The sequence below is a fragment of the Novosphingobium sp. ERN07 genome (assembly GCF_012641335.1).
Classification (GTDB): Bacteria; Pseudomonadota; Alphaproteobacteria; order Sphingomonadales; family Sphingomonadaceae; genus Novosphingobium.
The window spans coordinates 30,011-44,315 of record NZ_JABAID010000017.1 but is presented as its reverse complement, the minus strand read 5'-3'; the positions used below and the strand labels follow the sequence as shown (position 1 = coordinate 44,315).

Annotated in this window: 11 protein-coding genes; 4 read left to right on the top strand and 7 right to left on the bottom strand. The window is 61.7% G+C overall.

Annotated elements, in window-relative coordinates:
* Nucleotides 1–18: 18 nt before the first annotated feature.
* From HGI47_RS17545 to HGI47_RS17535, 3 genes are all read left to right on the top strand, one after another.
* Nucleotides 19–1,776, top strand: a complete 1,758-nt coding sequence (locus HGI47_RS17545) for a fatty acyl-AMP ligase (RefSeq protein WP_168854072.1) — start codon at nucleotides 19–21, stop codon at nucleotides 1,774–1,776.
* Between the two features lie 91 nt (nucleotides 1,777–1,867).
* Nucleotides 1,868–2,137 carry a hypothetical protein gene (locus HGI47_RS17540; RefSeq protein ID WP_168854071.1) on the top strand — a complete coding sequence of 90 codons (270 nt, stop codon included), beginning with the start codon at nucleotides 1,868–1,870 and terminating at the stop codon, nucleotides 2,135–2,137.
* Nucleotides 2,138–2,221: 84 nt separating this feature from the next.
* Entirely contained in the window at nucleotides 2,222–4,159 is a 1,938-nt protein-coding gene (locus HGI47_RS17535) for an alkyl/aryl-sulfatase (RefSeq protein ID WP_168854070.1), read from the top strand.
* Here the strand turns inward: HGI47_RS17535 and HGI47_RS17530 are convergent.
* The 6 genes from HGI47_RS17530 to HGI47_RS17505 form a co-directional block, all read right to left on the bottom strand.
* Complete coding sequence (locus HGI47_RS17530) at nucleotides 4,156–4,539, bottom strand: cytochrome c family protein (RefSeq protein ID WP_168854069.1); 384 nt, start codon at nucleotides 4,537–4,539, stop codon at nucleotides 4,156–4,158. The two genes, HGI47_RS17535 and HGI47_RS17530, sit on opposite strands and share 4 nt — an antisense overlap.
* A gap of 242 nt (nucleotides 4,540–4,781) precedes the next feature.
* A complete protein-coding gene (locus HGI47_RS17525; protein ID WP_168854068.1) occupies nucleotides 4,782–6,803 on the bottom strand; it encodes an acetyl/propionyl/methylcrotonyl-CoA carboxylase subunit alpha in 2,022 nt (673 codons plus the stop codon).
* A 20-nt stretch (nucleotides 6,804–6,823) separates the two neighbouring features.
* Nucleotides 6,824–8,950: a methylmalonyl-CoA mutase gene (gene scpA, locus HGI47_RS17520; RefSeq protein WP_168854067.1), complete on the bottom strand. Its 2,127-nt coding sequence runs from the start codon at nucleotides 8,948–8,950 to the stop codon at nucleotides 6,824–6,826.
* Nucleotides 8,951–9,064: 114 nt separating this feature from the next.
* Nucleotides 9,065–9,505 carry a methylmalonyl-CoA epimerase gene (gene mce / locus HGI47_RS17515; RefSeq protein WP_168854066.1) on the bottom strand — a complete coding sequence of 147 codons (441 nt, stop codon included), beginning with the start codon at nucleotides 9,503–9,505 and terminating at the stop codon, nucleotides 9,065–9,067.
* A 2-nt stretch (nucleotides 9,506–9,507) separates the two neighbouring features.
* Nucleotides 9,508–10,686, bottom strand: coding sequence for an acetyl-CoA C-acyltransferase family protein (locus tag HGI47_RS17510; RefSeq protein ID WP_168854065.1), 1,179 nt, complete (start codon nucleotides 10,684–10,686; stop codon nucleotides 9,508–9,510).
* Between the two features lie 27 nt (nucleotides 10,687–10,713).
* Entirely contained in the window at nucleotides 10,714–12,240 is a 1,527-nt protein-coding gene (locus HGI47_RS17505; protein ID WP_168854064.1) for an acyl-CoA carboxylase subunit beta, read from the bottom strand.
* A gap of 215 nt (nucleotides 12,241–12,455) precedes the next feature.
* Between HGI47_RS17505 and HGI47_RS17500 the strand changes: the two genes are divergently transcribed.
* Nucleotides 12,456–13,865, top strand: a complete 1,410-nt coding sequence (locus HGI47_RS17500) for a short-chain fatty acyl-CoA regulator family protein (protein WP_168854063.1) — start codon at nucleotides 12,456–12,458, stop codon at nucleotides 13,863–13,865.
* Between the two features lie 5 nt (nucleotides 13,866–13,870).
* Here HGI47_RS17500 and HGI47_RS17495 read toward each other — a convergent pair whose 3' ends face one another.
* Nucleotides 13,871–14,161 carry a hypothetical protein gene (locus tag HGI47_RS17495; protein WP_168854062.1) on the bottom strand — a complete coding sequence of 97 codons (291 nt, stop codon included), beginning with the start codon at nucleotides 14,159–14,161 and terminating at the stop codon, nucleotides 13,871–13,873.
* Nucleotides 14,162–14,305: the final 144 nt, after the last annotated feature.

Below are 14,305 nucleotides of genomic sequence, written 5' to 3'. Positions count from 1 at the left end.
GAACAATCGGGGTATCGCATGACCGTTTCGAGCGCCGTTGCTGACAAGGCGACTCTCGTTTCCACACCCAATGTCGACGTGCAGCCACGTCGCTATGCGGACTTCGACACCTTTTGCGACGCGCTCGATTACGCGGCAAAGGGCGTGCTCGGCTTCAATTTCCATGACCCGCGCGGCAATCTGGCGCGGGCCTATCCCTATTCCGAACTGCGCGAAGATGCGCTGGTTGCCGCCCGCAAGCTGGTGGCACTGGGCGTTGCGCCGGGTGATCGCGTGGCGCTTGTGGCCGAAACCGGCCCGGATTTTGCCGCGATTTTCTGCGGCGCAATGTACGCGGGCGCATGGCCGGTGCCGCTGCCGCTGCCCACCAGCTTTGGCGGCAAGGAAAGCTATATCGACCAACTGGCCGTGCAGCTTTCCAGCTCCGATCCCAAGATGCTGATCTATCCCGGCGAAATCAGTGAGATGGCCAGTGCCGCCGCCGCAAGGCAGGGTTGCGCGGGGCTTTCGTGGGACGAATTCCACGCTGGCGCAGAAAGCGCCGATGCCCTGCCCGCGCCTGATCCCGATGCGATCAGCTACCTCCAGTATTCCAGCGGCTCAACCCGCTTCCCGCATGGCGTGGCTGTCACCCATCGCGCCCTTCTGGCGAACCTTGCCGGGCATTCGCACGGCATGAAGATCGACAACCCGGACCGCGCGGTGTCGTGGCTGCCGTGGTATCACGACATGGGTCTGGTCGGCTGCTTCCTTTCGCCCATCGCCAACAGCGTCTCGGTCGATTTCCTCAAGACCGAGGATTTCGCCCGCCGTCCGCTTGCATGGCTCGATCTGATCAGCCGCAATCAGGGCACCACGCTCTCCTACTCGCCCACGTTCGGCTATGACATCTGCGCCCGTCGCATTTCGAGCCAGAGCCACGTTTCCGACCGGTTCGACCTGTCGCGCTGGCGCGTGGCGGGCAACGGGGCCGATATGATCCGGCCCGATGTGATGCAGAACTTCGTCAACGCCTTTGCCGATGCCGGCTTCAAGGCAGATGCCTTCCTGCCAAGCTATGGCCTTGCCGAAGCGACACTGGCGGTAACAGTCATGCCGCCGGGTGAAGGCATCCGCGTGGAACTGGTTGAGGAAGAGCGCCTTTCGGGCACACCCCGTGACCTGTCTCGCCCGGCCCGCTACCGCGCAATGGTGAACTGTGGCGTGCCTGTGCGCGGCATGGAAGTGGCTATCCGTGGCGAAAGCGGCAATCATCTGTCGCACCACCACATCGGCAAGGTGTGGTGCCGTGGATCGTCGGTGATGCACTCCTATTTCCGCGATCCTGACGCGACCGACGCCTGCATGATCGACGGCTGGCTGGACACTGGCGACATGGGTTATGTCGATGAGAAGGGCTACCTGTTCATCGTCGGCCGCGCAAAGGATATGATCATCATCAACGGCAAGAACCACTGGCCACAGGACATCGAATGGGCCGTGGAACAGCTTCCGGGATTCCATCAAGGCGATATCGCGGCATTTTCGGTGGAAACCGAGAATGGCGAGGAAGCCCCCGCCGTGCTGGTCCATTGCCGTGTGTCCGATCCGGTTGAACGCGTGAAACTGCGCGACCAGATCCGTGACAAGGTGCGGTCGATCACGGGCATGAACTGCGTCGTAGAACTCGTGCCGCCGCGCACGCTGCCCCGTACCAGTTCCGGCAAACTCAGCCGCGCCAAGGCCAAGAAGCTCTACTTGGCCGGTGAAATTGCACCTTACCAGCTCGCTGCCTGATCTTTCGAGACCGGTTGAAAACATCCGATTTGGCTTGACGCCCCTCCGTTCTTGCGATTCCTTGGAATCCGGGAACTGGGAGAGGACAAAAATGGCCACGGCAGAATCGCCCGGCAAAGGCGTGCCGCAGGAATTGTCGGGCGTGGTGATCGGGTGGAAGCATCAGGACATTTCGCGCAACATCCAGTTGACGGTGCAATCGACGGTGGCAGCACGACCGACGCCGGATTCTGTCGACACGCATCACCTGCTGATGACACGCAATCAGGCCATGCTGCTCGCGCAGTATCTGATCCGGCTGACGGGTCAGCAACCGCCCGTGCCAATCAAACGCGGGTGGCTGAAACGCCTGTTCGGCTGACGGCTGCTTTCCCACTTCCCTAATCAATCGATTAAGGCCAATCTGCTCGCGGAGCTGCCGCCAGAACGACAGCCGGGAGAGACCATGCCAACGATGAACCTGCGGCACCGCCTGCTCGGTAGCGCCTTGCTCCTTCTGACGCCGCTTTCCGCCGCTGCGGAACCAGCGAGCGAAGCCACGCGCAAGACCAATACTGCCGCACTTGCAGACCTGCCGATGACAGACCGGCGCGATTTCGATTTCGCGGCGCGTGGCTTCGTCGCCACGCTGGAAGACCCGATCATCCGCGATGCCGCAGGCAAACCTGTGTGGAATATCCAAGGCCTCGCATTCGCCACGGGCGATGCGCCGTCCAGCGTACACCCCAGCTTGTGGCGTCACGCGCAAGTCTTGGGCAAGGCCGGTCTGTTCAAGGTGACAGACCGCATCTGGCAGGTGCGCGGGTTCGACGTGGCCAACATCACCTTCGTGCGGGGCGGCAAGGGCTGGATCGTGATCGATCCGCTAACCGCAACCGAAACCGCCGCCGCCGCTTATGCGCTGATATCGGAAAAGGTCACGAAGCTGCCGATCACCGGCATGATCTACACCCACAGCCATGTCGATCATTTCGGCGGGGCGGCCGCATTCAGTGCGATGATGCTAAAGGATGCGCCGATCCTCGCGCCGCAGGGCTTTACGCGCGCTGCAGTGAGCGAAAACGTGATCGCAGGGCCTGCAATGGGCCGTCGTGCAGGATACCAGTTCGGCCTCGGCATGCCTAAAGGACCTGAAGGATCGATGGGATCGGGCATCGGCATAGGCGTGGCCGCAGGTTCGCGCAGCCTTGTTCCGCCAACGCAGGAGATTTCGGAGACGGGCACGGAACTGACCATCGACGGCGTGCGAATCCGCTTTCAGGTCACCCCAGGGACCGAAGCGCCTGCAGAAATGAATCTGGGCTTCCCCGATTGGGCCGTAGTCGACCTTGCCGAGAATGCTAACGTTACGCAGCACAACATCCTAACCCCGCGCGGCGCGGTGATCCGCGATGCGAAGGCATGGGCGCAAGGCCTGACCGAGGCGATCGACTTCTTCTCCGGGGCGGAAGTGCTGATCGCCAGCCACGGCTGGCCGCGCTTTGGCACCAGCGAAATCACTGACTATTTGGGCAAGCACCGTGATGCCTACGCCTATCTGCACGATCAGACGGTGCGGCTGATGAACAAAGGACTGACCGGCCCGGAAATTGCCGCAACGCTCACGCTGCCGCCCGCGCTGGCTAAACAGTGGTACGACCGGCCCTATTACGGCTCCTACAGCTTCAATTCGCGCGCGGTCTATCAGTTCTACATGGGTTGGTACGATGGCAACCCGGTCCACCTTGCCCCGCTGCCGCCCGAAACCGGCGGCAAACGCTATGTCGAAGCGATGGGCGGTGCGGCACGGGTCAAGGCTTTGGCGCAAGAGGCTTTTGCCAAAGGTGACTACGCATGGGCCGCCGAATTGCTCGACAAGGTGATCTTCGCTGATGCGTCTGACAGCGCCGCCAAAGCCCTTCTGACGCGCACCTACCGGCAGCTAGCCTACCAGAGCGAGAACGCACTGTGGCGCAACATGTACCTGACCGGGGCGAGCGAACTGGAAAATGGTGTTGCCGCTGCCGACCCGACCGGCGGAGCCGCACTTGTCAGCCAATTGCCGCCGTCAGACCTGTTCGATGTGCTGGCCGTGCGAATCGATCCAGCAAAGGCCGGAGACGGCTTCACCGCGCTGGGCTTCACCTTTCCTGACAAACAGGCGCAACACACCGTGACGGTGGCCAATGGCGTGCTGGTTCATCGCCCCGGCCTGCGCGATGGGCGGCAGGCGACATTGACCGTACGCTATGCCGATTTGCTCGCCGCGCTGTTCACTGGACAGCCGCTGGCCGCAAAGATCGCCTCAGGCGAAGCGAAAATAGAAGGGGATCCGGCTGCGTTCGCCCGCCTGATCGGCTGGCTCGACAAACCGGATCCTGCCTTCAATATCGTTACGCCTTAGGGAACAGGCTTCTTGAGATAGGCAATCACGTTCGCGCGATCAGCCGGGTTGGGCAGACCGGCAAATGCCATCGACGTGCCCGGCACCACTGCCGAAGGCTTCGCCAGCCACTTGTCCATCGTGGCATCGTTCCAAGTCAGCTTTGCTTTCTGCATCGCTGCGGAGTACTTGAACCCAGCCGCCGAGCCGGACTTGCGACCCACAACACCAGCAAGATTCGGCCCCATCTTGGCCGGAGCACCCGCCTTAACCGCGTGACAGGCTACGCAGCGCATGAACACCTTCTTGCCCGCAGCAGCATCCTGCGCATAGGCCGTACCGCCCGCCAGCGCCGAAACCGCGAGACCTGCAATCAACACTGCACCCGTCAACTTGCTCATCTGGACACCTGCCCTGTTCTAAACCGGTCCCCGCTCCACCGCGAAGCCTGAAGACCTCTCATCAGCTTTGCGCGCTTTATCCTGCCTGAACGGTTTTGCGCCATAGCCAAAAGGGAGCAGGCATCGAAAAAGGCGGATCTGCCCGACAGGTGGTTTCGCAAGGTGGCACAAAAAAGCCCCCTCCTGTTCGCAAGGAGGGGGTTTGGGGGTGGTGAAGGCGCGGCACATGACCGCGCTACTACTCACTCCATTTCAAGAATGATCGCATCCACGGCAAGGCTGTCGCCCGGCTTGGCGTTGACGGTCTTGACCGTGCCCGCCTTTTCAGCGCGCAGGATGTTTTCCATCTTCATCGCTTCGACCACGGCCAGCGGCTGCCCGGCTTCCACCGTATCGCCTTCGCCCACATTGAGCGAGACGAGCAGACCCGGCATCGGGCAGATCAGGAATTTCGAAAGATCGGGCGGGATCTTTTCGATCATGTGCTTCGTCAAATGCGCCATGTGCGCTGGCAGAACCTGCACATTGTGAATGGTCCCGCGCGTGGTCAGCTTGAAGCCTGCGCGCGTGGTTTCGACCTTCACCGACAGCGGCTTGTCGTTTACCTCACAATGCACCATCCGGTCACCCGGCGTGTATTCCAGCGCAATGTCGATGGCCTTGCCGTCAACGCTGATCTCATCCTCGGTCAGTTCCACGCTGAAGCTGTCGCCACCGATGGTCACCACCCACTCGGACGGCGGATCAAGCTCGTAACCGAGCTGCCCATCCACCTGCCGTGCCCGGTCCGACCGTGCCGTGGCAAGGAACCCAGCGAGCGCCGCCAACGTCTGCTTCAATTCACCCGACGTTGCCGCGCCGTGGAAGCCTTCGGGATACTCCTCGGCGATAAAACCCGTGGTCAGTTCGCCCGAACGGAAGCGCGGGTGCTGCATGATCGCGTTGACGAAATCGATGTTGTGGCCCAGCCCTTCGATCTCGAACGCATCCAGCGCCTCGATCTGCTTGTCCGCCGCCTCGTCGCGCGTCTTGCCCCAGGTCACCAGCTTGGCGATCATCGGGTCATAGAACATCGACACTTCGCCGCCTTCATAGACGCCATCGTCGACGCGCACGCCATCCACGCCACGGCGGCCATTTTCCGCGCCATCGTCCGTCCAGCCATCGACCGGCGGATTATAGCGGATCAAGCGGCCCGTCGAAGGTAGGAACCCACGATATGGGTCTTCGGCATAGACGCGGTTCTCGATCGCCCATCCGTCGATCTTGATGTCATCCTGAGTCATGGCCAACTTCTCGCCATAGGCGACGCGGATCATCTGCTCGACGAGGTCGATGCCAGTGATCGCCTCGGTGACGGGGTGCTCCACCTGCAGGCGGGTGTTCATTTCGAGGAAGTAGAAGCTTTCACCGCTCGGGTCCGCGCCCGAAACGATCAGTTCCACCGTGCCCGCAGAGTAATAACCAACCGCGCGCGACAGGGCGACGCACTGCTCGCCCATCGCCTTGCGCATCTTGGGCGTGACGAAGGGCGATGGCGCTTCTTCCACCACCTTCTGGTGGCGGCGCTGGATCGAGCATTCGCGCTCGTTCAGGTAAAGGATGTTGCCGTGCTTGTCGCCGAGGATCTGGATCTCGATGTGGCGCGGATTGAGAATGAACTTCTCGATGAACACGCGGTCATCGCCGAACGAGTTCAGGCCCTCGCGCTTCACCGCCTCGAAGCCCTCGCGCACGTCCTTCTCTGAATAGGCAAGGCGCATGCCCTTGCCGCCGCCGCCGGCCGAGGCCTTCATCATCACGGGATAGCCGATCTCGTCCGAGATGCGCACGGCATGTTCGGTATCCTCGATCTCGCCGACGAAGCCGGGGACGACGTTGACCCCCGCTTCCTTGGCGAGTTTCTTGGATTCGATCTTGTCACCCATCGCCGCAATCGCGCCAACAGGTGGGCCGATGAATTCGATGCCCTCTGCGGCCAGCGCCTCGGCAAACGACGTTCGTTCGGACAGGAAGCCATAGCCCGGATGCACCGCTTCAGCCCCGGTCTGCTTGCACGCCGCAATGATCTTGTCCGCAATCAGGTATGACTGCGCGGCAGGCGCAGGCCCGATATGCACGGCTTCATCGGCCATCTGCACAAACGGCGCGCGGGCGTCGGCGTCGGAATAGACGGCCACCGTCTGGATACCCATGCGGCGCGCTGTCTTGATAACGCGGCAGGCAATTTCGCCACGGTTGGCGATGAGGATTTTCTTGAACATTCTATCTACCCTTCAATCGCTTAAGCATCCACCGGCGGCATATTGTGCCCCAGCAGGCGCAGCATGTCCGCCGCGCATTCCACCACGTTCGAGCCCGGACCGTAGATGCCTTGCACGCCTGCTTCGCGCAGGAAGTCATAGTCTTGCGGCGGGATCACGCCGCCAGCCACGACCTTGATATCAGAGCGGCCAGCCGCGCGCAGGTGGCCGATCAGTTCGGGGATCAGCGTCTTGTGCCCGGCGGCGAGCGAGGATGCACCAACTGCATCCACCTCCTTTTCGATTGCCAGCTTGGCGGCTTCTTCGGGCGTCTGGAACAGCGGGCCGCTGGTCACGTCAAAGCCCATGTCGCTGAACGCAGAGGCTATCACGTTCGCGCCGCGATCGTGGCCGTCCTGCCCCATCTTGGCCACCAGCATACGCGGGGTGCGGCCAAGGCGGCGCGTCACGGCTTCGACGCCATCGACAACCTGCTGGTAACGCGAGTCACCGGCATAGGCCGAACCATAGACGCCCTTCACCGGTGTCGGGAACGTGCCGTGGCGGCCAAACACAACTTCCATTGCGTCTGAAATCTCGCCCAGCGTGGCGCGATGGCGCGCGGCTTCAACCGCTAATTCCAGCAGGTTCCCGCCGGTCTTCGCGCCTTCGGTCAGCGCGTTCAGTGCCGCGCGGCACTTTGTTTCGTCACGGTTTTCGCGCACCCATTTCAGCCGCGCGATCTGGCCCTGACGAACCTTGTCGTTATCCACTTCCAACGTTTCGAGCAGGTCTTCGCTGGTGAGGCGATACTTGTTCACGCCCACGATAACGTCTTCAGCGCGGTCAACGCGCGCCTGCCGTCCGGCAGCGGCTTCCTCGATCATCGCCTTCGGCCAACCAGCGGCCACAGCCTTGGCCATGCCGCCTTCGCTCTCGACGCGCTCGATGATCTCCCACGCCTTGTCGACCAGTTCCTGCGTCAGGCTCTCGATGTAGTACGACCCGCCGAGCGGATCGACCACCTTGGTCATCCCGGTCTCTTCCTGGATCACGATCTGCGTGTTGCGCGCGATGCGGGCAGAAAAGTCGGTCGGCAGCGCGATGGCTTCATCAAGCGCGTTGGTGTGGAGCGACTGGGTGCCGCCCAGCATCGCGGCCATCGCCTCGATCGTGGTGCGGATGACGTTGTTGTAGGGGTCTTGCTCCTGCAACGAAACGCCCGAGGTCTGGCAGTGGGTGCGCAGCATCTTGCTGCGTTCATCCTGCGCGCCCAGCTTGGTCATCACCCGGTGCCACAGCACGCGCGCGGCGCGCAGTTTGGCCACTTCCATGAAGAAGTTCATGCCGATGGCGAAGAAGAACGACAGGCGCCCGGCAAACTTGTCGATATCGAGGCCCGACGCCACGCCGTACTTCACGTACTCCATGCCGTCGGCGATGGTGAAGGCCAGTTCCTGAACCTGCGTCGCGCCGGCTTCCTGCATGTGATAGCCGGAAATCGAGATTGAGTTGAACTTCGGCATCTCACGGCTGGTATAGCCAAATATGTCCGAGATGATCCGCATGCTGGGTTCGGGCGGGTAGATGTAGGTGTTGCGGACCATGAACTCCTTCAGAATGTCGTTCTGAATGGTCCCGTCGAGCAACTTGCGCTCAACGCCCTGCTCCTCACCGGCGACGATGAAGAAGGCGAGGATCGGAATAACCGCGCCGTTCATGGTCATCGAAACCGACATCTGATCGAGCGGGATGCCGTCGAACAGTATCTTCATGTCCTCGACGGAGTCGATGGCGACGCCCGCCTTGCCGACGTCGCCCGTCACGCGCGGGTGGTCGGAGTCATAGCCGCGATGCGTGGCAAGGTCGAAGGCGACCGAGAGGCCCTTCTGCCCGGCGGCAAGGTTGCGGCGATAGAAGGCGTTGGATTCCTCGGCGGTGGAGAAACCGGCATACTGGCGGATCGTCCACGGACGACCCGCATACATGCTGGCGCGCACCCCGCGGGTGAACGGCGCAAAGCCCGGCAGGCCGGGGTCCACGGTCACGTCCTCGGCGGTGTAGAGCGGCTTGACGGCAATGCCTTCCGGCGTTTGCCAGGTCAGATCCTTGCCCTTCACTTCCTTGGCGGCGGCAGCCTGCCAGTCTGTCAGCGTCTTGTCGCTCATCTCGCAATCCTTAGATCGTCACCCCGGACTTGATCCGGGGTCCCGCTTTTCTTCGACCGCACCGCCGTCCGAAGGCAGCGGGACCCCGGGTCAAGCCCGGGGCGACGGTTAAACTCAGTGGTGATCGCCCTTCGGCGTCTCCATGATCTCGGTCAGTTGTCCGCCCATGTCCTTGGGGTGAACGAAGAAAATCAGCGTCCCATGCGCACCGATGCGGGGTTCACCCAGCACGCGCTTACCGTTGGCTTCAAACCACGCTTTCGCGGTGTGAATGTCCGGCACTTCGTAGCAAAGGTGGTGCTGACCGCCCAAGGGATTGGCAGCAAGCCACTTGCCCACCGCGCTGTCCGGGCTGGTCGGCTGGATCAGTTCAATCTGCGTGCCCGCCGTGCCGCCCTCACCCGGCGTATTGACGAAGCACACTCGCACCTGCTGGCTTTCCAGCACGAACGGTTCAGTAATGTCAGAAGCGCCCATCACATCGCGATAGAACGCAATCGAAGCGTCGATATCTGGCGTGGCGACGCCAACATGATTCAACCGGCCCAGCTTCATCGTCAGACCCTTTCGATGACCATGGCGATGCCCTGACCGCCGCCGATGCACATGGTAATCAGGCCATAGCGCCCGCCGGTGCGGTGCAGTTCGTACATCGCCTTGATCGTCAGGATCGCGCCGGTTGCGCCGATGGGGTGACCCAGCGAAATGCCCGAACCGTTGGGATTGGTCTTGGCCGCATCAAAGCCCAGTTCCTTGGCGACGCCACAGGCCTGCGCGGCAAAGGCTTCGTTCGCCTCGATCACGTCGATCTGGTCCAGCGTCAGGCCTGCGCGGGCCAGCGCCACCGGCACCGCCTTCACCGGGCCAAGGCCCATCACGCGCGGTTCAACCCCGGCATGGCCCCATGCAAGAATCTTCGCCATCGGCTTCAGCCCGTGTTCTTCCACGGCCTTGCCGCTGGCCAGAACAACCGCCGCAGCGCCATCGTTGATCCCGCTGGCGTTGCCTGCGGTAACCGTGCCGTCCTTTTTGAACACCGGCTTCAGCGTGGCCATCGCTTCCACGCTGGCATCGGCGCGGAAATGCTCGTCGGTGTCGAACACGACTGTGCCCTTGCGCGTCTTGATCTCCACCGGAACGATCTGTTCCTTGAAGTATCCCGCTGCCACAGCCGCCGCCGCGCGCTTGTGGCTTTCCACCGCAACCGCGTCCTGTTCTTCCCGGCTGATGCCGCACTGCTCCGCCACGTTTTCCGCCGTGACGCCCATGTGGAAGTTTTCGAACGGATCGTGCAGCGCGCCCAACATGGCGTCTAGCAGCACCTGATCGCCCATCTTCTGGCCGTTGCGTGCAGTTAGGATCATGTGCGGCGCGTTCGACATGCTTTCCGCGCCGCCGCCGATGGCAATGTCCTGTTCGCCCAGCGCAATGCCCTGCGCCGCCGAAACAATCGCCTGAAGGCCCGAACCGCACAGGCGGTTGACGTTCATGGCGGGTGCCTCAATCGGCACACCCGCATTCACGGCGGCCACGCGGCTGACATAGGCGTCTTTCGGCTGCGTAGGCACCACGGTGCCGATCACCACATTCTGCACTTTGTCCGCGCTGATCCCGGCGCGCGCGATGGCTTCCTTGATGACAATCGCGCCGGTTTCCGCCGGGCGCAGCGAAGCAAGGCTGCCGCCAAACGAACCGATGGCCGTGCGCGCGCCCGAAACGATGTAGATGTCGGTCATGTCAGTCTTTCCAATCAGTTCAGCACGTCAGAGCGGAATGTTGTCGTGCTTCTTCCAGGGGTTTTCCAAGCTCTTGTTCTTGAGCTTGCGCAGGCCCAGCGCCACGCGGCGGCGGGTGGAGTGCGGGTGGATCACTTCGTCCACAAAGCCCTTGCTGGCCGCCACGAACGGGTTGGCGAAGCGGTCTTCGTATTCCTTGGTCTTCACCGCCTGCTCTTCGGCAGAAAGGCCACGGAAGATGATTTCCACCGCGCCCTTGGCCCCCATCACCGCGATTTCGGCGGTCGGCCAGGCATAGTTCAGGTCACCGCGCAGGTGCTTGGACGCCATCACGTCATAGGCACCCCCATAGGCCTTGCGCGTGATCACGGTGATCTTCGGCACGGTCGCTTCGGCATAAGCGAACAGCAGCTTTGCGCCATGCTTGATGATGCCGTTATGCTCTTGCGCGGTGCCCGGCAGGAAGCCCGGCACATCGACAAAGGTCAGAATCGGAATGTTGAACGCATCGCAGAAGCGCACGAACCGCGCCGCCTTCTTCGATGAATTGATGTCCAGCACGCCCGCCAGCACCATCGGCTGATTGGCCACCACGCCCACGGTGCGCCCTTCGACACGCCCGAAACCGATGATGATATTGCCCGCGTGCTTGGGCTGCACTTCGAAGAAGTCGCCCTCGTCCAACGTCTTGCGGATGACTTCATGCATGTCATAGGGCTGCGTGGCCGATGCGGGCACAATGCTGTCAAGGCTCGGCTCAAGCCGGTCATACGGGTCGGACGTGGGCCGTTCAGGCACATCTTGAAGGTTCGACAGCGGCAGGAAATCAAAGAAATCGCGCGCCGCCAGCAGCGCTTCGATATCGTTTTCCAGCGCAAGGTCGGCCACCGAAGTCTTGGTCGTATGCGTTACCGCGCCGCCCAGCTCTTCCTGCGTGACGATCTCGTTCGTCACCGTCTTCACCACGTCGGGTCCGGTCACGAACATATAGCTGCTGTCCTTCACCATGAAGATGAAGTCGGTCATTGCAGGGCTGTAAACCGCGCCGCCCGCGCAAGGGCCCATGATGAGCGAAAGTTGCGGCACCACGCCCGATGCCAGCACATTGCGCTGGAACACTTCGGCATAGCCGCCCAGCGATGCCACGCCTTCCTGAATGCGCGCGCCGCCCGAATCGTTCAGTCCGATCACCGGCGCGCCCACTTTCAGCGCCATGTCCATGATCTTGCAGATCTTCTGCGCGTGCCGTTCAGACAGCGAACCGCCGAACACGGTGAAGTCCTGGCTGAACACATAGACCAGACGACCGTTGATCGTGCCCGATCCGGTCACCACGCCGTCACCCGGAATCACCGTGTCCGGCATCCCGAAATCGACGCAGTTGTGTTCGACATACATGTCGACTTCTTCAAAGCTGCCTTCATCAAGCAGCACGTCAAGCCGTTCGCGTGCGGTCAGTTTGCCCTTGGCGTGCTGCGCATCGATACGCTTCTGCCCGCCACCCAGCCGCGCGGCTTCCCGGCGCTTTTCCATCTCGGCAATATTGGCGGACATTCCGGCACCCTCTCTTGAACGGTGAAACTCAATCTGCTGCCCGGCTCCGACCCGTTCCTCCTCCCCGAGGCGCAGGCCGGAGCCGTGCCCGCATTTGGCCCGACAAGCGGGCCTGAATGCGGATCGGTCATCCAACTGCGCCAGCGCGCTTGCCAAGTCCAATGTTATTCTGCAAACTTGCGAAGGATCACTTTGCAAATTGAGGCAGGTAAATAATGGCACGCAGGCGCTTGTTTGCAGGTGAGCAGCTCAAGACCCTGCGCACCACGCGCAAGCTGCGGCAGGGTGAGATGGCATCGCTGTTGGGCATCAGCGCCTCGTACCTTTCGCAGATCGAGAATGACGAACGCCCATTGACCCCGGCGTTGACCGATCGCCTCCAACAAGCCTTCCCGGTAGATTGGCAGGATTTCGCCGCCGACCGGGTGGAACCAGTCCTTGCAGCCTTGCGCGATGCGACCGCCGCCCCTCAGCTTGGCCTGACGCTTCCCGGCGAACAGGTCGAGCGCGTGGCCGAACAATATCCCGCCTTCGCGCAGGCCTTCGCCCAATTGTGGGACCAGCACCGCCGCTCGGTCCAGCGGCTCGAAGCCATCGACGAGGCGCTCGGATCAGACAACGTTTCGGGCGGTCGTCTGCCTTGGGAGGAAGTGCGCGACTGGTTCCACCACGCCAACAACTATGTCGACAGCATCGACCGCGCCGCCGAACGCCTCGCCGTGCACCTTTCTGGCACCGGCATGTCGCCCACGATGGGTCAGATGGCAGTGTGGCTGGAAAGTCGGGGCATCGCGGTGGAGCAGGTCAGCGGTGGTGCGATGCGCCGGTTCGATCCTCAGGCCCGCCGCCTTACGCTCGACCCCAATCAGCCCATCGAAAGCGGTCGCTTCCAGATGGCATATCAACTGGCGGCAGAGGCACTGCGCGAGGAAATCACAGTCATCGTATCCGAAGCCACGTTACAATCTGCCGCAGCACGCCAATTGCTCACTGTCGGCCTCGGTAACTATGCAGCGGGTGCGCTGATCATGCCCTACGAATGGTTCCGCACCCGCGCCCGTGCGATGCGCCATGATATCGATCAGTTGCGCCAGCTTTTCGGGGCGAGTTTCGAACAGGTCTGCCATCGCCTGTCTACACTGCAACGCCCGCAGGCACGCGGCATTCCGATGTTTTTCTGCCGGGTGGACATGGCCGGCAACATCACCAAGCGCCATTCCGCCACACGCTTGCAATTCGCCCGTTTCGGCGGCGCCTGCCCGCTGTGGGTGGTGCATGAAGCCGTGGCCATCCCCGACCGCATTCACGTTCAGGCGGCAGAGATGCCCGATGGCGTGCGCTATGTTTCCATCGCGAAGGGACTGGTGAAGCCATCGGGCAGCTTCTACCGCCCGCCGCGCCGCTATGCCGTGGCGCTGGGCTGCGAAGCGGCGTTGGCCGATGAATTCATCTATGCCGACGGCATCAACCTCGCTCGGCCCGAAGCCGTCACTCGCATCGGTATCTCATGCCGCATTTGCCCGCGCGACAAGTGCGATCAACGCGCGTTTCCGCCCAGTGATCGCGCCATCATCGTCGATCCGCATTCGCGCGATCTGGTGCCTTATGGCATCACCGATTTATAGTCTGATCAATCAGACTCTTGCGTCGTCAATACCGCAAGAGCACCGGCAAACATCTCCTCAATCGATCCTGCGACAGCTGCCTTCATCATATCGGGATCAATGTGAAATGCCTGCGGGAATGCTGTATAATCAGTCGCAAGCATTGCCGTATCTTGCACTTCGGAAAGCCAATCACGCGGATTTGGTGCTATTTGGGCAATTTTCGGTAATACCGTTGCCCACATAACACGCATAACATTGATATGTATAGCCAATGCACCCAAGTTAATGTCTTGAGTACGGTCTTTGACAGCCATGAATGTGCGTCCCTGATATAATCTGTCAAATTTATTAGGTGACGCAAATCACACTCGAGAGCACCCGTCAACAGCCTTACCCATCCGTCAAAATGCGATCCGGCGCAGAATTGCGCCGGAAAACATAGACGCCATTCGTTAAGT